General features: G+C 59.8%; 17 protein-coding genes. 7 read left to right on the top strand and 10 right to left on the bottom strand.

What is annotated here, in order from left to right; genetic code table 11:
- The first annotated feature begins 87 nt into the window (after positions 1–87).
- From MGMAQ_RS19695 to MGMAQ_RS12860, 3 genes are all read left to right on the top strand, one after another.
- Positions 88–3,876, top strand: a complete 3,789-nt coding sequence (locus tag MGMAQ_RS19695; protein ID WP_052716377.1) for a FecR domain-containing protein — start codon at positions 88–90, stop codon at positions 3,874–3,876.
- Positions 3,877–4,319: 443 nt separating this feature from the next.
- Positions 4,320–5,080 (top strand): IS5 family transposase gene (locus tag MGMAQ_RS20460; protein ID WP_148560766.1). Its coding sequence is split into 2 segments (ribosomal slippage): positions 4,320–4,640 and positions 4,643–5,080, totalling 759 coding nucleotides; the frame shifts between segments, so codons are not numbered across the junction.
- A gap of 91 nt (positions 5,081–5,171) precedes the next feature.
- Positions 5,172–6,203, top strand: coding sequence for an IS110 family transposase (locus MGMAQ_RS12860; protein WP_046020119.1), 1,032 nt, complete (start codon positions 5,172–5,174; stop codon positions 6,201–6,203).
- 253 nt (positions 6,204–6,456) lie between these two features.
- Here the strand turns inward: MGMAQ_RS12860 and MGMAQ_RS12855 are convergent, their stop codons facing one another.
- The 10 genes from MGMAQ_RS12855 to MGMAQ_RS12810 form a co-directional block, all read right to left on the bottom strand.
- The gene (locus MGMAQ_RS12855) at positions 6,457–6,867 is read right to left on the bottom strand and encodes a bacteriohemerythrin (protein WP_046021849.1); all 411 of its coding nucleotides are present in this window, start codon (positions 6,865–6,867) and stop codon (positions 6,457–6,459) included.
- A 10-nt stretch (positions 6,868–6,877) separates the two neighbouring features.
- On the bottom strand, positions 6,878–8,164 hold the full coding sequence (locus MGMAQ_RS12850; protein WP_046021848.1) for a TRAP transporter large permease: 1,287 nt from the start codon (positions 8,162–8,164) through the stop codon (positions 6,878–6,880).
- Complete coding sequence (locus MGMAQ_RS12845; RefSeq protein ID WP_052716588.1) at positions 8,161–8,658, bottom strand: TRAP transporter small permease subunit; 498 nt, start codon at positions 8,656–8,658, stop codon at positions 8,161–8,163. The genes MGMAQ_RS12850 and MGMAQ_RS12845 overlap by 4 nt, the downstream gene beginning before the upstream one ends.
- A gap of 84 nt (positions 8,659–8,742) precedes the next feature.
- Positions 8,743–9,768, bottom strand: a complete 1,026-nt coding sequence (locus MGMAQ_RS12840) for a TRAP transporter substrate-binding protein (protein ID WP_052716376.1) — start codon at positions 9,766–9,768, stop codon at positions 8,743–8,745.
- Between the two features lie 50 nt (positions 9,769–9,818).
- Entirely contained in the window at positions 9,819–10,811 is a 993-nt protein-coding gene (locus tag MGMAQ_RS12835; protein ID WP_046021847.1) for an aldo/keto reductase, read from the bottom strand.
- 13 nt (positions 10,812–10,824) lie between these two features.
- Complete coding sequence (locus tag MGMAQ_RS12830; protein WP_046021846.1) at positions 10,825–11,769, bottom strand: Gfo/Idh/MocA family oxidoreductase; 945 nt, start codon at positions 11,767–11,769, stop codon at positions 10,825–10,827.
- Between the two features lie 17 nt (positions 11,770–11,786).
- Entirely contained in the window at positions 11,787–12,629 is an 843-nt protein-coding gene (locus tag MGMAQ_RS12825) for a class III extradiol dioxygenase subunit beta (RefSeq protein ID WP_046021845.1), read from the bottom strand.
- A complete protein-coding gene (gene ligA, locus MGMAQ_RS12820; protein ID WP_046021844.1) occupies positions 12,622–13,011 on the bottom strand; it encodes a protocatechuate 4,5-dioxygenase subunit alpha in 390 nt (129 codons plus the stop codon). The genes MGMAQ_RS12825 and ligA overlap by 8 nt, the downstream gene beginning before the upstream one ends.
- Positions 13,008–13,922: an NAD(P)-dependent oxidoreductase gene (locus MGMAQ_RS12815; RefSeq protein ID WP_173427177.1), complete on the bottom strand. Its 915-nt coding sequence runs from the start codon at positions 13,920–13,922 to the stop codon at positions 13,008–13,010. Before MGMAQ_RS12815 ends, ligA begins: the two co-directional genes overlap by 4 nt.
- 134 nt (positions 13,923–14,056) lie before the next feature.
- Positions 14,057–15,289 carry a LysR family transcriptional regulator gene (locus MGMAQ_RS12810; protein WP_252508632.1) on the bottom strand — a complete coding sequence of 411 codons (1,233 nt, stop codon included), beginning with the start codon at positions 15,287–15,289 and terminating at the stop codon, positions 14,057–14,059.
- Positions 15,290–15,451: 162 nt separating this feature from the next.
- Here MGMAQ_RS12810 and MGMAQ_RS12805 point away from each other — a divergent pair, with 162 nt between their 5' ends.
- From MGMAQ_RS12805 to MGMAQ_RS12790, 4 genes are read left to right on the top strand one after another with little or no spacing between them, the layout of a single operon-like run.
- Positions 15,452–16,189 carry a PIG-L deacetylase family protein gene (locus tag MGMAQ_RS12805; RefSeq protein ID WP_046021843.1) on the top strand — a complete coding sequence of 246 codons (738 nt, stop codon included), beginning with the start codon at positions 15,452–15,454 and terminating at the stop codon, positions 16,187–16,189.
- A complete protein-coding gene (gene ligK / locus MGMAQ_RS12800) occupies positions 16,186–16,860 on the top strand; it encodes a 4-carboxy-4-hydroxy-2-oxoadipate aldolase/oxaloacetate decarboxylase (protein WP_046021842.1) in 675 nt (224 codons plus the stop codon). Before MGMAQ_RS12805 ends, ligK begins: the two co-directional genes overlap by 4 nt.
- Positions 16,853–17,911: a 4-oxalomesaconate tautomerase gene (locus tag MGMAQ_RS12795; protein WP_046021841.1), complete on the top strand. Its 1,059-nt coding sequence runs from the start codon at positions 16,853–16,855 to the stop codon at positions 17,909–17,911. The genes ligK and MGMAQ_RS12795 overlap by 8 nt, the downstream gene beginning before the upstream one ends.
- Entirely contained in the window at positions 17,908–18,798 is an 891-nt protein-coding gene (locus MGMAQ_RS12790) for an amidohydrolase family protein (protein WP_252508631.1), read from the top strand. The genes MGMAQ_RS12795 and MGMAQ_RS12790 overlap by 4 nt, the downstream gene beginning before the upstream one ends.
- Positions 18,799–18,806: the final 8 nt, after the last annotated feature.

The following is an 18,806-nucleotide window of genomic DNA, read 5'->3' as shown; positions in this document are numbered from 1 at the left end:
TGCATTCAGGCAGGTTAAACTGTTAACAGGTACGAATTTCCCTATTGGCCGTCCACTACTCGGATCACCCATTCGCGGAGCAAGACATTGGCAACCTTATTTGATGCTCATGCTGACGAGTCCTTGACCCCACAGCTCGCCCAAGTGGGCGATCCCATTGGGCGCGTGGAAACCACGCAGGGGACCGTGACGGTCACCCATCCGGACGGCACCAGAGTCGAGCTATCAAAGGGCGATGCCATTTACCAAGGCGATGTGTTGGAAACCGCCGATGGTTCCGGTGTCGGCGTGGTCCTGGCCGACCATTCAGTTTTCTCCCTCGGCGAGGGGGGACGGATGGTGATGGACGAGATGATCTACGATCCAGACGCTCAGGAAGGCGAAGCGACGTTTTCGTTGTTGCAAGGGGCGGCGACATTCGTGTCGGGGCATATTGCGAAATTCGGCCAGGATTCCATGGTCGTCAGGACGCCGGTAGCCACCATCGGAATCCGGGGCACCAAAGTGATGCTGGAAACCGACGGCGACAACATTCAAGCCGTCAATCTGCCCGAAAACACGTTGCGCGGTGAGTCCATCGGCGAAATCGTGCTGATGGATCCGGCCGGCAACATGCTCGGCTCAATCAACAATGTCGGCGGTGGGTGGCAATGGACTCCCTCTGTTTCCGCGACCCCATCAGCGCTGCAATTCTCGCAAGCGCAGGTCGCCAACATCATCCAACAGGTCAGCGCCTATCTTCCGCAGACCTTGGAAGAGCAAGCCCTTGACGCCCTGGACCGGCTGCAGCAGATCCGCGAGCAGGCCAAGGAAGCACGCGAGGCGGGGGACGCAAAACGAGCCGAGGAACTCGAACAGCAGGCCGAAGATGCCGAGCGCAAGGCCGAAGAAGCCCTCGAAGAGGTCGAAGCCAACCTGGGTTATGAAGTCAACTTGCTGGGAGAAGAAGAGGGCCTGGACGACTTCGATACGGCGGCCGGAGGCCAAGAGGCAGACGGAGAGAGTGGTTTCACAGGCAATAACCCCGAGGTGCTCAATCGAATTCTTGAGCAACTTCAAGGCACCAATGTGACCCTGGATGATTTGCTTCTGGGGCTGCAAGGCATCTTTTCGAACAACGCCTTGGGAAACGATGACAGGGACAATTTCAGCGATGGCACCATTGTCGGCGACGACGGTGTGATCGACTATGCCGGTAAGGTCGTCGATGGCTATGTCCAAGATGCCCAAGTCTTCATGGACATGGATGGCGATGGTGCCTGGGATCGATTGGCCGAGGACATAGATGGCGATGGCCACCTGGATGTCTTCGAAGACATTAACGAAAACGGCCAACTGGACGACGGCGAAGACATAGACGGAGACGGACGACTTGATCTGGTCAATGAAGACCTGGATGGAGACGGTCATCTTGATGTGGCCGAAGCAGCGGCGAACCTGACCAACGAGCAAGGCCAATTCTACGTCAGCACCGGCCAACAGGGTATCCTGACCTCAACCGGCGGCTTTGATACCGACACGGGCCTTGATGCTTCCACCATGACGGCCCCAAGTGGGAACCCCAATGTTCAACTCACGTCGTTATCCACCCTGGTTCAGAATTACATAGAGGCCAACCGATTTTTTGACGACGGCGTCCTGGCTTACGAACCGACGGCCGCGGAGGCTGCCGCTGATATCTCCGAAGCCCTAGGTCTGGACGGTATCAATGTGCTGACCGTGGATCCGCTGGCGGCGGCGGAGCTTGACGTCACGGCGGCCATGAAGCAGGCAGCGATGGTTCTCAATACGGTTCTGCTCGTTGAAGCGGCCGGTGGCCAAGATGTGTACCGCGCTCTGGCCGAACTGATCGATCCGGAGACCCCGCAGCTGGATTTGACCGACAGCGCCACCGTGGGCAATCTGCTCAACGGCGTCAGCGTCGCCGATCCAGGCGACTTTGGGATATTCCTGGCCGCTGCCAATGCCCACATAGATTCCCTGTCTGGCGAAGAATTCCTGGGCGACTTGGCTGGCACCAACTACTATCTCCAAGGTCAGCTATTGCAAGAGGTCTCGGACGGCTATCGCGGTCTGGGCGGCTTTGATCCGGCGAACATCCCGCGCATCGGCACCCTGGGAGACGATGTGCTCCTTGCCGATGAAAATGGCGAGTATGTGGATGGCCTTTGGGACAACGACATCCTTTATGGCGCCGCGGGAGCCGACACTCTTGTCGGCAGCATCGGGGACGACATATTGGACGGCGGCGGAGATGCCGACACCCTGATTGGCGGCGATGGCAGCGATACGCTGTTCGGTGGCGACGGCGACGATACGCTGAACGGTGGAACAGGCGACGACAGTCTGGATGGGGGCGCGGGCTCCGATACCCTCGACGGCGGAGCCGGAGCCGATGCCCTGAGCGGTGGCGCGGGGGACGATACCTATTACGTAGACGATGCCGAGGACACGACGACCGAATTGGCAGGGCAAGGCAACGACGAAGTCATTGCCTCGGTGGACTACAGTTTGTCGGACAATATCGAAGCCCTGACCCTCACGGGAACAGCCGTTGAGGGCACAGGCAACGATGACGCCAATGTTCTAACCGGCACCGCCAACGATAATATCCTGAACGGTGGACTCGGCGCGGACACCCTGGACGGCGGCGCGGGTCTGGATAGCTTGATCGGCGGCGCGGGCGATGACACCTACATGGTCGATGAGACCGGTGATACGGTGACCGAGAATGCGGGCGAAGGCACCGATACGGTCAAGGCCTCGGCGAGCTATACCCTGTCGGCCAACGTGGAGAACCTGACCCTCACCGGCAGTAGCGACATCGACGGCACGGGTAATGCCGATGCCAACATCCTCACCGGCAACGCGGGCGCCAACACTTTGGACGGCGGCGCGGGGTTGGATAGCCTGATCGGCGGCGATGGCGATGACACCTACATGGTCGATGAGACCGGCGATACGGTGACCGAGAACGCGGGCGAGGGTACCGACACGGTCAAGGCCTCGGCGAGTTATACCCTGTCGGCCAACGTGGAGAACCTGACCCTCACCGGCAGTAGCGACATCGACGGCACCGGTAATGCCGATGCCAACATCCTCACCGGCAACGCGGGCGCCAACACCCTGGACGGCGGCGCGGGTCTGGATAGCCTGATCGGCGGCGCGGGCGATGACACCTACATGGTCGATGAGACCGGCGATACGGTGACCGAGAACGCGGGCGAAGGTACCGACACGGTCAAGGCCTCGGCGAGCTATACTCTGTCGGCCAACGTGGAGAACCTGACCCTCACCGGATCGAGTGACATCGACGGCACGGGTAATGCCGATGCCAACATCCTCACCGGCAACGCGGGCGCCAATACGATCTCCGGCGGTCAAGGCATCGATACCATCACCACCGGTGCCGGTGATGATGTCATCGTGTATGCGCTCAATAATTTCGACGATCCGATCGGCGAAACCGGCAATTGGGATCATATTGTCGATTATGACTTAGCCCTGGATGGGATCCTGTTCACGGGATTTGCAACCACGGTTGGCGGGCTGGCCAATGGTGTTCTGGCCGATTTGTCGGCGCCGTCTTCTGGCAGTTGGACGGGCAATTTCTTCAACGCGGGCTCGCACAGCAATTTCACCCAGGCTATCGCCAACTTCAATGCCCATACCTTCGGTATATCCAATGGCTCCGATATCAACACAACGGATCCGGCCCGGGACGTCTTCATCTACTTCAATGATACGTCCACTTCGGAAGGGGAGCTTTGGTATGCCACCAGCAATGCCGGAACCCAGAGCTCCTACACCCAGGTTGCTGTATTCGACAATAGCATCAGTCTGAGCGCCAGTGAGATTGCCATCAGTCTCGTATAGGCAGTATTTCAAGCTGTTGGCGCAGGCTGCTGAAAAAGTCCGATTTCGAGCCTGTGGCGACACATGCTTCGACAAGCTCAGCATGAGGGCCTTTGAACTTTCAACATGTTAGAGTCGGATTCAAAAGTATTCCTTTGATCTCGAGGGCGTATATTTCCGCTCTGGCGGCGTCAAGACCTCCTAACGGGGCGCCGCCCCGTGTCGTCGGCCTTTCCTGGCCAGATCAAAAATCTACTGCCTTGATATCTAAAGGATACTTTTAAATCCGCCTCTTAGCCTCACCCTGAGCTTGTCGAAGGGCGAGGCGGGCCGTAGGACAACACTTTTTCAGATGGCGGTAATCGAGCAGTCAGGGATTGCCTAGGCTCAGGACCCATAAAAGGGATTCCCAATAGTCGGTGGACATGATTCCCTTCCCTGGAATTTTAGGGAGGGGAAAGCCGATGCAGAGCCATCATTTCTGGTTGTCCGACAAACAATTCGAACGCCTTCAACCGTTGCTGCCGAACAAAACAAGAGGCGTCCCGCGCGTCGATGACCGGCGGGTGATCAGCGGCATCATCCATGTTCTTCGCCACGGCTTGATGTGGCGTGACGCGCCCGTCGCCTATGGACCGCACAAGACCCTGTACAACCGCTTCGTCCGTTGGAGCGAGGCCGGAGTGTTCGACCGGATCTTCGCCACCCTGGCCGCCGAAAGCACGGCCACCCATACGGTGATGATCGACGCCACCCATCTCAAGGCCCACAGGACGGCGGCGAGCCTGCTCAAAAAGGGGCTGTTCCCCGCCGTATCGGGCGCACCAAGGGCGGCCTGAATTCGAAACTGCATGCCGCCTGCGATGCCGATGGAAAGCCCCTGATCCTGCTGCTGACCGAAGGACAAGTCAGCGACTATCGCGGCGCCGACACCATGCTCCCTGCATTCCCTGATGCCGACGACCTGATCGCCGACAGGGGATACGACAGCGACCGTTTCCGCCAGGCCCTGCTTGATCTCGGCATCGAGCCCTGCATTCCAGGTCGCTCGAACCGCAAAGAGGAAATCCTTTACGATAAAGCCCTCTACAAGCAGCGAAACTTGATCGAGCGCATGTTCGGTCGGCTCAAGGACTGGCGGCGTATCGCCACCCGCTACGACCGTTGCGCCCATACCTTCATGAGCGCAATCTGCATCGCCGCAACCGTCATCTTCTGGTTATGAGTCCTGAGCCTAGACAGTCAGCTGGTCTCCACACTCGGTCTTGATCAAGTATCCGGGTCAATTCCTGGACATGGAACAGAGGAGACCAGCCATGGAGTATTTTGTTGGAATGGACGTATCGATGGCAAGCATTTCGATCTGTGAGATTGATGCAAAGGGAACCGTCATTCGCGAAGGCAAGGTGTCAAGCACACCCGAGGCGGTCGCCACTTGGCTCGAGGAAAGCGGGCGTGGCTTTGCGCGAATTGGGTTGGAAGCTGGCCCTCTGGCGCCTTGGCTGTACGCAGGACTGTCCAGTCGGGGCCTCCCTGTGATTTGTATCGAGACCCGGCAAATGAAGGCCTTTGCCAGCGCCAGCCCAGTCAAGACGGACCGTCGCGACGCCCGCTTGATCAGCCAGGCGATGCGGACCGGTTTGTACCGCGCGACCCACGTCAAGACCGCGCGCAGTCAGGAGCTCCGGATGGTGCTGACCCATCGGGAGACCCTGGTTCATCAGGTCCGTCAGTTGTCCAATACGGTACGAGGAACATTGAAAGCTTTCGGCCTCAAGGTCGGTATGGCGCGCGGACGCCTTTTCGCGGCGCGGGTTCGGGAATTGACGGCTGATAACCCGCACCTCAGCGCAGCCGCCGAGCCGCTCTTGCTTGCGCGCCAAGCCTTGCTCGAACAACTCGACAAGCTCGACCGGCAGGTTCATGCCGCTGCGCGCGATGATAGCGTTTGCCGGCGCCTGATGACCGTTCCCGGCGTCGGCCCGGTTACCGCCCTCGCTTTCAGGACAGGACTCGACGTGCCGGAACGGTTTCAAAAGTCGGTCATGGTCGGCGCCCACTTCGGGCTTGTCCCACGCAGATACGCCTCGGGAGAGCAGGACCGAAGCGGCCCCATCAGCAAGTGCGGAGATGCCATGGTTCGTTGGCTTTTGTTCGAGGCCGCCAATGCACTTCTCACTCGAACCCGCCGTTGGTCCTGGCTCAAACACTGGGGGCTCGCGGTCGCCAAAAGGCGCGGGATGAAACGCGCCAAGGTAGCCGTTGCCCGGCGTCTCGCCGTAATCATGCATCGCATGTGGATCGACGGCACGGACTTCCAGTACCGCAAGGAGGAGACCGCCATCTAAACACAACGAAAACCGAGATCGCCTGAAGGGCGGCCAGGACGCGTGGCGACGCGCGGGGCTCGGATGACAGCGCGCAGGCTGCAGTGGCGTAAGACCACGCTTTTCAGATTGCTGCACCCGATCCCCCTTGATCCCCATCATGCGGCGACGACGTCGACCGCGGACAGAAGCAAAGGGCGCCACATAACCCAGGTTCAAACCGACGGCTTGGAAATCAGCTTGACTCAAATGACTCGATTACAGAAGCAGCCTGTTAGTGGTCCTGTATCTTGTTGGAGATATAGTCCCGATACAGCATGTCTTCTTCCATGATATGGGCAACCAACCAGTTTTCCAGGAAGGCATTGACGGAATCGCCCACCTGGAAAGGGCTTTCGGCGGCCCGGCGATAGGTCTTTTTGACCGTGTTCAGCCATTCCTCGAAGTTTCGATGCAGCGTCTTATGCTCTTCCAGATCGGGATAGCCACCCTGGCGCATCATCTCTTCCTCGCGGGCAAAGTGGCCCTCTGCATAGTCTTCCAGTCGACGCAGGATGTTGCTCAGCAGCCCATCGGTCATGTCGGCCTCGTGCAGCTCTTGCACCAAGGCAAACAGGCCTTGGTGGTCGGCATCGATCCCCGGATGACCGACGCTGTATTCCGGTTTCCATACAAGTTTTTTCATGGTGGAATTCCTAGAGCAGTCCGAGCGCCAGGCTCGGGAAAAGAACCAACAAAGCGAGACGAACCAAGTCGGAAAGAACGAAAGGGAAGACACCCTTGAAGATCTGTCCGATGGGGACATCCGGTGCCACGGTCTTGATGACGAATACATTCATGCCCACCGGCGGCGTGATCAGGCCCAGTTCAACGGTGATGACGGTGACAATCCCGAACCATACCGGATCGAAGCCGGCGGCGGCGATAACCGGGAAAACCACGGGCACGGTGAGCAACAGCATGGCGATGGAATCCATCACGCAACCGAGCAACATATACAGCAGCAAGATGCAAAATAGGATGGCATAGGGCGCCAGTTCCATGCTGGCGACGAATTCGGTGAGGCTGAAAGAAATGCGCGACACCGACAGGAAGTAGCCGAAGATCTCCGCGCCGATGATCATGAAAAAGATCATTGAGGAAAGGAACAGGGTTTCCTCCACCCCGTCGCGGAAGTCCTTCCAGTTCATTCCCCTGAACAGGGCGATGAGAAAAGCACCGGCCGCGCCGAAGGCCGCAGCTTCGGTGGGAGTAAAGATGCCGCCATAGATGCCACCGATGATCACCGCGAAAATGGCGCCGAAAGGGATCAGGCCTTTCAGTCCGATGATTTTTTCGATCAACGTGGTCGGCGTGCCCGGTTGGGCCACTTCCGGCTTGATCCAGACCAGGACAGCGATGGCGGCGCAGTATAGGAACAGGCCCAAGATACCCGGAACCACCCCGGCGATGAACATGTCGCCCACCGATTGCTCGGTAATCAACGCATAGAGCAGCAAGGCGATGGAGGGTGGAATCATGATCCCCAAGGTACCGCCCGCCGCCAGGGTGCCGGTGGCCAGGGAGTCCGCATAGCCGTGCTTACGCATTTCCGGCAAGGCCACCCGCGACATACTGGCCGCCGTGGCCAATGAGGATCCGGAAATGGCCGAAAACACGCCACAAGCAGAGACAGCCGCCAGAGCCATGCCGCCGCGCCAGCCGCCGAACAGGGTCCGGGCGCCGGAGAATAGCTCCTGTGACATGCGGGCCTTCGACGCCATCACACCCATCAGGATGAACATGGGGATGGGGCTGAAGCTGTAATTGGACAGAGTCTCGAAAGGGCCGGCATCGAGGATGGCAAACGCGGCATCAAAGCTGACGATCATGCCAAAACCGATAAAGCCGGTGGCGGCCATGGCCAAGGCGATGGGCATGCGAAAGGCGATCATGCCCAACATGCCCGCGATGCAGATATAGCCGATCAGGGGGGCGCTCATGACCGTTTTCCACTGCTGAGGATCTGCTCGAAGGCCACAAGGACCCCGCGCAGCCCGAGGATAAAGGTGGCGAATGCCACGACGGCATAGAGGTAATACAAAGGGATCAACAGATCCTGAGACGTTTCCCCGCTGTTGATGGCCTGATCAATGGCTTCGTAAAAGCGGGTCGCCATGCCGAAACCGAGCAATCCGAAGCCAAGGAGATAGAACCCAGCCAGCATTTCCTTGGTCCGCTCCGGCAATCCGTCGGTGAACAGGTCCACGATCACCTGCCCGCGGCTGACCGAATAGGGCAAGGTGAACAGCACCATGAACAATAGGCTGTAGCTGACGATTTCCACTCCCCCCCGAAATGTGAGGTCGATGGTGCCGCCGGATATGCCGAAGATGGTGCGGGTGGCCACGTCGACAAGGACCGCCAACACCATAATAACCAGCAAAACGCCACTGATCAGATGCATGACATGGGCCAGGCGATGGGCTGCTTGCATGATGGGTTTCACCTTGGCGACTCCCGTCCAAGAAGGGTTGGAGAACGGGAGGAGGACGGCTTCCCCCTCCCGTTGTGTCGGTGGTTACTGACAGCTCGCGGCCAGGGCCATGGCGCGGGCGTGAACCTTGCTACCCGCTAGGCCCTTGCCATCGAGACCATCGATGTAGTCCTTGGTGGTGGCCGCCAGAATCGGCTTCCAAGCCGGGTTCTCAATACCGCCCTCGACCACATGGAACTCGTGACCGGCTTGTTCCGCGGCGGCCCGGCCCTTGACGTCCAGGTCGTCAAATACCACGGCGGCCTTGGCGGCCCAGTCCTTGCCCGAGTTCTTGTCGATGACCTTTTTCAGATCGGCGGGCATGCTGTTATAGACGTCCTTGTTCATGGTCACCACGAAGGCCAGGGTATACAGGCCGCCGACTTCGGTATGCTTGGTGGCCAACTCATTGAGGCGGAATACCAACTGACCTTCCCAAGGCAGGGTAACGCCGTCGATGACGCCGCGCTGCATGGACTGGTAGGACTGCGGCGCGGGCATGCCGACCGGTTGGGCGCCCAGCTTCTCCAGCATGGACCCCACCAAAGTGGTCGGACGGCGGATGCGCAGACCGGCGAAGTCCTTGGGTTCCTTGATCAGCTTCTTGGAGGTATGCACATGGCCCGGTCCGTGGGTGAATAGAAACAAGGGCTTGGTATCCTTGAATTCCTTGTCCAGGTGGCCTTCGTCATAGATCCCTTGCAGGATACAGGATCCATGAGCGGCGTCTTTCACCAATCCCGGCACTTCGACCACCTGGGCCAACGGGAACCGGTTTGCGGTGTATCCGAGAACCGTGGCGGTGACATCGGCAATGCGGTTCTTGACCGCGTCATATTGGGCCGGGGGCTTGGCCAGGGTGGCGGAGGGATAGATCTCCACCTTGATACGGCCATTGGAATCCTTCTCCACCGCATCGGCCCAGACTTGGAACAGATGCTTGTGGGTGCCGGCCACGGCGGGCCAGAAATGGGCAAAACGCAGGGTGACGTCAGCGGCTTGAACCGGCTGGCTGCCAGTGGTCAGAGCGACCAGGCCGGCAATGGCGGTCATGGTTAGGCGTTTGATCATGGGAACCTCCCTCAGGGTGTTTCTGATTGATGAAATGGGGTTGAGGTAAATCATGCAAAATCCTCCGTATAGACGTCCGCCTGGGCGGCGGCGTTGTAACGCAGGCCATGGACGGTATTTTGATTGATCAGCTTGTCGAGGCGGGTCATTGCGTCGTCGGGGACCGTCACCTCGGCGGCACCAATGTTTTCGCGCAAGTGATCGATTTTGGTGGTGCCGGGTATGGGAATAATATGGTCGCCCTTGGCTAGAACCCAGGCCAGAGCCAGTTGCGCCATGGAACAAGAAAGCTCCTCGGCAATGGCTTTGACTCCGGCGAGCAAGACCAGGTTCTTCGGGTAATTCTCCGCCGAGAAGCGGGGCATGGTGCGGCGGATATCCTTGTCCGGCAGCGCTGATGGATCGGTCAGCCTGCCGGTCAGATATCCCCGGGCCAGCGGGCTGAAGGCGACAAAGGCGATCCCCAGTTCCTTGCAGGCCTGCAAGACAGCGATTTCCGCGTTGCGGGTCCACAGAGAATATTCGGTCTGCAAAGCGGTGATGGGGTGCACCGCATGGGCTTTGCGCAAGGTTGCGGTATCCACCTCGGACAGTCCGATGGTGCGGATCTTGCCCTCGGCGACCAATTCCGCCAGGGCGCCGATACTCTCCTCGATGGGGACGTTCTTGTCCATGCGGTGCAGGTAGTAAAGATCGATCACATCGGTGCGCAGGCTTTTCAGCGAGGTCTCGCAGGTATAGCGGATGGTGTCCGGTCGTCCATCGACGCCGCGCTGGCCGTCTGGCCCCTTGCCCAGGCCGCACTTGCTGGCCAGCATGAATGTGCCGCGGCGGTGGCTCACGGCCTCGCCCAATAGTTCTTCGTTGGCGCCGAAGCCATAAAGGGCCGCCGTATCCAGATGGGTGTGGCCCAGATCCAGTGCCTCGTTCAGCACCCGGATGCCGGTCGCCTTATCCGGCGGCGTGCCATAGCCGTGGGACAAATTCATGGCGCCGTAGCCGATGGCGGAAACCGTGAAGGGGCCGATGGAGCGAGTCTGCATTATCCGGGGCTCCTCAGCCGAAGCTCTTTTCAATGGTATCGAGGGTCTGCATGGCTGGCAGACACTGGGCGACTGAACTATTGGGCTCGCGGCCTTCTTGGATCGACGAGATGAATTCCCGGTCGATCAGTTCGATTCCGTTGTTGGAGACCGCGACGCCGGTGAGATCGATCTGCTCTTCCTTGCCGTCGAACAGGTCGTCGTAGCGGGCGATATAGGTGCCGTTGTCGCATATGTAGCGGAAGTAAGTGCCCAGCGGCCCATCATTGTTGAATGACAGGGAGAGGGTGCAGATAGCCCCGGAGTCCGCCCGCAGGCCGATGGCCATATCCATGGCGATGCCCAGTTCCGGGTGAGGCGGGCCTTGTAAGCCAAAGGCCTGCACCGCTTTACCGCCTGTTTGGTATTGAAACAGATCCACCGTGTGGCAGGCATGGTGCCAGAGCAGATGATCGGTCCAGGTGCGCGGCTCACCCAGGGCATTCTTGTTGGAGCGGCGGAAGAAATAGGTCTGCACGTCCATCTGCTGGACGGTGATCTCTCCGGCGACGATCTTGCTGTGGATCCATTGATGGCTGGGATTGAAGCGGCGCACGTGACCGGCCATGGCGGTCAGGCCGGTCTCCTTTTGAACCCGCACCAACTCCTCTGAATCGGCCAGGTTATCGGCCATGGGGATCTCGACCATCACATGCTTGCCCGCCTTCAGACAGGCAATGGCCTGCTCGGCGTGGATCTGCGTCGGAGTGGCCAGGATCACCCCTTCCACGTCGTCGCGGGCCAGGCTTTCGGCCAGATCCTTTGTGGCGTGGGGAATGCCGCGTTCGGCGGCAAAGGCGTGAATGTCGTCCGGGCCACCACCGACGACGGACGTCACTTCGACCCCGTCAATGTTGGCCAGGGCATCGAGATGTTTACGCCCGAATGCGCCCGCCGCGCCCGCTACACAGATCTTCATGGTCTTTTCTCCGGCTTCTATCGCTTGTTTTCCAAAACCAGGTGTCCGACGGCTGTATTGGACGCCGGAACATGGAAATGGCGGTGGATTTCAGTTACGGCGTCGTCCATGGCACCGCGCATGACCAGCCACATGACCAGTTCGATGCCTTCGGAACCGGCCTCGCGCAGATATTCCACATGGGGAATGGCGGCAGCGGTGGCCGGGTCATTGACCAAAAGGTCCAAAAACCGATTGTCGAACTCGGCGTTGATCAATCCGGCTCGTTGTGCCTGCAATTGGTGCGACATGCCGCCGGTACCGAAGATGACCACTTTCAAATCCTGATCGAAGCTGTCCACCGCGCGGCGGATCGCCTTGCCCAGGTTCAGGCAGCGATTGCCGGTGGGCGGAGGAAACTGCACCACGTTGACCGCCAGTGGAATCACGGGACAGGGCCATTCTTCCGGCTGTCCGAAGGCCAGGGACAGGGGCACGGTGAGGCCGTGGTCCACTTCCATCTTATTGACGATGGTCAGGTCGAATTCGTCGAGAATGACCGATTGAGCGATGTGCCAGGCCAGTTCCGGATGACCGATGACCTCGGGTACCGGACGCTTACCCATGCCTTCGTCGGCAATGGGAAAACGGGCCGCGCAACCCAAAGCGAAGGTGGGGATCAGTTCCAGGGAAAAAGCCGTGGCATGATCGTTGTAGACCATGATCACCACATCCGGATCGATTTCCTCGATCCACTTTTTCGACGCTTCGTACCCGGCGAATACCGGCTGCCAATAGGCCTCGCCGGTCTTGCCCTGGTCGAGGGCGATACCGATGGCAGGCACGTGAGAAGTGGCGTAGGCGCCGACGATATCAGCCATTTTCCCACTCCTTCTTGCTGCGATTGCCGTCGATGGGGCGTCCCCCATTGACCATCATCTGGCGGTATTCCTCCACCGATACGCCGGTCATGACGGCGGCCAAATCCTGAAAGGATATGCCATCGGTCATGGCCAGCTTGGCAGTGTAATAGATGTTGCCTCCCAGGCTCAGCATGCCGTTCCAGTCGCGGGTCAGGATTGCCTCGCGCTGCGCTTCGGTCATGGGGAACTGATCCAGATAGCCTGCCTCGTCGGCCCGAAAGGCCGCGCGGTTGCTCTCCTGGCGCAGGGACATGCAGAACATGTTGAGGTGATAGCCTTTGCGCGACTGCTCCGCGTCAAACACAAAGGTCCCCGGAATATCATGATAATCGGCGCTCATGCCGCATTCTCCTCGGCGAACAGACGGGCCAGGATGGCGTCGGCCATGGGCTCGTACGCGCCGCCCTCGACGTTAACGGCCAGATCACCGATTGCCTGTTCCCATTGGGCCGTGGCCTGGGAAACGGGGTTGGACAGGCCCAGTTCCTCGATGGTCCGGGCGACTTCGCGCATTTCCGCTGCCCGGCGAATACCGTGGGTCATGGCCCGTTCCAGCATGTAGCCGGCCTTGGCCTTGAAATCAAAACCGGGATAGGTGCGGTCCAGGGAGTCCAGAACGGTCTCATCAACGCCAGCCTTGCGTCCGGCCAGCACGCATTCGAGAAACACCGCTTCGAGCCCCTTCATCATGACAGAGCGGATCATCTTGATGGATGACGAGGCGCCGACGGGCCCCGGGGAGACGTCTGCCTGCATTTCCAAGCCGTTCAGGGCCTGCAACGCTTCCTTGATGTGGGGGCCGCTGATCAGGAGCGGTGTCCGATGCAATTTGGGATGCACCGGCGCCATGATGGCCATGTCCACATAGTGGGCGCCCGCTGCTTCAACAGCCGCGGCGGCGCGCCGTTTGGTGCCGGGCGCGCAGGAATTGCCGTCGAGAAACAGCGTACCCTTGGTCATGTGGGGGGCTGCGGCATCGGCGGCGGCCAAGGCCTGATCGGCGGTAACCAGAGAAAACACCAGCCGGGCGCCGTCAAGCGCTTCGGCGGGGGAATGACATCCGGTAACCCCCCATTGGCCAAAGTCGGCCCGCTTGCCCTCGCGGACGGCGGCGTCCGGATGGCTGGTTTTGATGTCATGGCTCCAAGCGACCTTGGCCACCGATGTTCCCCAGCCCTCGACAAAGGCCTGGGCGACTTCTCCGAAGCCGATCAGCGCGATCTTGCCGGTCTGGGTTGCGGTTTTGGTCACCTGAAAGCTCCTTGAATTAAGCGTGGGCAATCCGAACTTGCATCATCAGGGATACCATTCACTGTCGACAGAAGATAATTGGAAAACGATTTCATCTATTCATTTTTTGAATAGCAAAATTGAATAGCACCTGATTATCCTGCCTTGGCAAGTTGCCCCGCCTCGCGCAGGCAATCGAGAAACAGCCGCTGGGTGGCGGTGGGTCGCCAGCCCCGACGGTGGGTTATGCCGATGGGACGCGAAGTGCCCGAAAGGTCCACGGCCAAGGGCGCCAGCAATCCTATTTCCCGCTCATGACGGATCTGATGGGCCGAGATCATCGTCAGCCGGTCGCTGTCTTGCAGTAGGCCACGGATCAGCACCAAGGAACTGGATTCCACGATACAAGATGGCGCGCCCGCTTCCTCGAACAGGGTTTCAAAAGCCTCGCGGGTCGGCGTTCCTGCGCGGGGGATGGCCCAGGGATAAGCAGCCAGATCCGCCACCTGGATGGTCTTCTTCTTGCCCAGCGGATGCCCCGCCCGCCCGACCACGGCCAGCGGGCTGTTGAATAGGGCTTCTTGCACAATATCATCGATGGGAACGGGGATGCGCAAGGCGCCGATAAGAATGTCCAAATCGCCATGGCGCAGTCCATGCAATAGATCGTCGTAAGGGCCATCCACCACGTTGATATGGACGTCTGGCCGTTCAGCCAATAGGGCATTGATGGCGGTGGGCAGCATAAAAGTACGGGGCAGCGGCGTGGTGCCGACGACGATCTGCCCCATGTCCGTGCCCAGCACCTCGGCGATCTCAGAAAAGCCTTGATTTAATTCAGAAAAGGCCAGCTTTACCGCTTGAGCCAGAACCGCCGCCGACGCGGTCAGATCAATGCCCTTGCTGGTCTTGGAGAACAGCGCCAGCCCGGATAGCCGTTCCAGGTCCCGCGCCGCGCGGTGTAGCGTTGGCTGTGATACCCCGGCTTCCCGGGCGGCCAGGGAGAAGTTTCCCGCCGAGGCCACGGCAACCAGGGCCCGAAGCTGCGGCGTGGTCAGCAATTGATCGAAATTGCCAAAGCCGCGCCCGCCTTTTTTGGCGCCCAGCCGGATGGCCTCCTTGGCGCCGCTTTGAACAAAGTCCAAGGCCCGCTCCACCCGCTCCAGGAACTGACGTCCCGGTTCGGTCAATCCCATGCCGTCGCTGCGCCGCTCGAACAGGGCGATGCCGAGGATTTCCTCCAACTTGGCCAGTGCCTGGGTGATCGCCGGTTGCGACAGATGAATCTGCTCGGCGGCTTGGCTGATGCTGCCGCTATGGGCCACCTCGGCAAAGGCTCTCAGATGCCGGAAATTAGGAATTTTGCCATTGGGTTTCTGCATGGTCATATTAGATTCCCATAAAGTAAATGTCATACCTATAGCATAATCTTATAGCAATGGCGGCACATTCAAATAGTGTTTTTTGCTCGACCAACCGATACTGGCCTCAGAAAACGCCATGGGCGGGTCCCGACCCCGGTCCGCCCCCATCGACCAAATGAGGCTTTCATGACCGACAAAAAAACCGCCTTGGTGATCAGCGCCCATTCCGCCGATTTCGTCTGGCGCTGTGGCGGCGCCATCGCCCTGCACCAGGAAAAAGGTTATGAGGTGACCATTGCCTGCCTGTCCTATGGCGAGCGTGGCGAGTCCGCCAAGCTGTGGAAGCAGGACGGCATGACCATCGAAAAGGTCAAGGCCGCCCGGCGCAAGGAATCGGAAGCCGCCGCCGCCGCCCTGGGAGCCCATGACATTGTCTTTATGGACGCGGGTGACTATCCGCTGGAACTGGACAAGGACAAGAAATACCAACTGGTGGACCTGATCCGAAAGGTTCAGCCCGGATTCATGATGAGCCACTCGCTTTATGACCCCTACAACACCGACCATATGTATGCCACCGAAGTGGCCATGGAGTGCCGCATGATCGCCCAGGCCTGGGGCCATAATCCGGGCGAGAAGGTGCTCGGTGCGCCACAGCTCTACTTGTTCGAACCCCACCAGACCGAACAGATGGGGTGGAAGCCGGACGTATTCCTGGATATCTCCGATGTATGGGACAAAAAATGGGCGGCGATTCAATGCATGCAGGGTCAGGAGCATCTTTGGAGCTTCTATGAAAACGTCGGCGAGAATCGGGCCAACCATTTCCGCCGCAATTCCGGCGGCATGGCCGGGGGGCGGTCATCCCGGTATGCTGAGGGTTTCCAGTCCATCTATCCCCGTACCGTGGATGAACTGTCATGAGCGGCGTGGTGGTGCAAAATGTCGAGCGGGCTCCGCAAGCGATCATCGACGGCCTCAGCCAATGCGGCGTGGCGACGGTGCACGAAGCCCAGGGCCGCAAGGGTCTCCTGGCCTCCTATATGCGTCCCATCTACACGGGCGCCCGGCTGGCCGCTTCGGCGGTGACCATTTCCGCCGCGCCAGGGGATAACTGGATGGTCCATGTGGCCATCGAGCAGGTGAAGGAGGGCGACATTTTGGTGCTCGCCCCCACTTCCCCTTGCGAGGACGGCTATTTTGGCGATCTGCTGGCCACCTCCATGCAGGCGCGGGGCGGTCGCGGGCTGATCATTGATGCCGGGGTGCGCGACGTGCGCGACCTGACCGAAATGGCTTTCCCGGTCTGGTCCAAGGCCATTTTTGCCCAGGGCACGGTCAAGGAAACCTTGGGCTCGGTCAATGTCCCCATTGTCTGCGCCGGTGAATTGGTCAATCCGGGTGATATCATGATTGCCGATGATGATGGCGTCTGTGTGGTGCGCCGCGAAGAGGCCGAAACCGTGCTCGCCAAGGCCCTGGACCGCGAAGCCAAGGAAGAGGAAAAACGAAAGCGCCTTGCCGCCGGGGAACTGGGTCTCGATATCTATGACATGCGTCCGCGCCTGGCCGAGAAAGGTCTGAAGTATGTCTGAAGCCGCTCCCTGCCTGTGGATGCGCGGCGGCACGTCGAAGGGAGGATACTTCCTTGCCGACGACTTGCCGCGCGACGGTGCGGCAAGGGATGCCTTTTTACTCGCTGTCATGGGCTCGCCCGATGACCGGCAGATCGACGGCATGGGCGGGGCCGACCCGTTGACCTCCAAGGTCGCGGTGGTGAAGAAATCCCAACGACCGGGCGTGGACGTGGATTATCTGTTTCTGCAAGTGTTCGTCGATCAGGCCATCATTACCGATGCGCAGAACTGCGGCAATATCCTGGCGGGTGTCGGTCCCTTCGCCATTGAGCGCGGATTGGTGGAGGCCCAAGAAGGCGAGACCCCGGTGACCATCTTCATGGAAAACACCGGCCAGACCGCCATCGCCCGAATACAGACCCCAAGCCACCAAGTCACCTATGCCGGGGAGGCCCGCATCGATGGCGTGCCCGGTACATCGGCGCCGGTGGCCATCACCTTCAAGGATACGGCCGGTTCCACCTGTGGTGCGCTGCTTCCCACGGGGAATTCAGTGGATGTTATCGATGGCATTGAGGTGACCTGCATCGACAACGGCATGCCGGTGGTGGTCCTGCGCGCTTCGGATATGGGTATCACGGGCATGGAAAGCCGCGACGAGCTGGAGGCCAATGAGGCCTTGCGGACCAAATTGGAAGCCCTGCGCCTGAAAGCCGGAGCGTTGATGAACCTGGGCGACGTGGCCGAGAAATCCGTCCCGAAAATGACCATGGTCTCCGCGCCAAGCAACGACGGCATGGTTTCGACACGCACCTTCATTCCCCACCGCTGCCATGCCTCCATCGGCGTGTTGGGCGCGGTGAGCGTGGCCACGGCCTGCCTACTGCCGGATACGCCCGGCGCGTCGGTAGCTGCAATCCCCGAAGGAACAACCAAGAATTTGCGTATTGAGCACCCCATCGGGGCCATGACCGTGGTGGCGACCATGGACGATAATGGCGCGGTCGTCGATACGGCGATCCTGCGCACCGCCCGCAAGCTGATGGACGGGATGGTGTTCGCATCATGACAAAGGATATGACCATGGATGCCGACTGGCTGCCGTTTCATCCCCACCCGACCAAACCGTCCTTCCTGCCGCCACTCGGCGCGGTGGATGCCCATTGTCACGTGTTCGGCCCTGCGGCTCGGTTTCCCTTCGCCCCGGAACGCAAGTACACCCCGTGCGACGCCTCCAAGGATCAATTGTTCGCCCTGCGCGATTTTCTCGGTTTCGAGCGCAACGTTATTGTTCAGGCCACCTGCCACGGCAAGGACAACCGGGCCCTGGTGGATGCCTTGATCGCGTCCAACGGCCTGGCCCGGGGAATCGCGACGGTGGGCCCCGATGTCACCGACGCCGAACTGGCCGCAATGAACGAGGCCGGTGTGCGGGGCGTGCGGTTCAACTTCGTCAAGCGGCTGGTGGATGCCACGCCCCCCGAGGTGTTCCTGGGCATTGCCGAGCGGATCAAGGATCTGGGCTGGCATGTGGTGGTCTATTTCGAGGCCGCCGATCTGCGGGAGCTGATTCCCTTTCTCAAACGGATTCCGAACACCATCGTGGTTGACCATATGGGCCGCCCGGATGTGGCCCTTGGCGAGAACCATCCGGAATTCCGATTATTCCTGCAATTGATGGAAGACCTGGAGACCCTTTGGTGCAAGGTTACCTGCCCGGAACGCCTCAGCCTGCAAGGGCCACCCGCCTATGCGGACGTCATTCCCTTTGCTCGCGCGGTCGTCGACCGTTTTCCCGATCGGGTGCTTTGGGGGACGGACTGGCCGCATCCGAATATGAAATCCCACATGCCCGACGACGGCCATCTGGTCGACATCATTCCCCACATCGCGACGGACGAGGCCAAGCGAAAAGCGTTGCTGGTCGACAATCCCACGCGTCTGTATTGGACCTGAGCGAGGAC

The organism is Magnetospira sp. QH-2, assembly GCF_000968135.1.
Classification (GTDB): Bacteria; Pseudomonadota; Alphaproteobacteria; order Rhodospirillales; family Magnetospiraceae; genus Magnetospira.
This window is presented reverse-complemented; position numbering and strand designations above follow the sequence as displayed.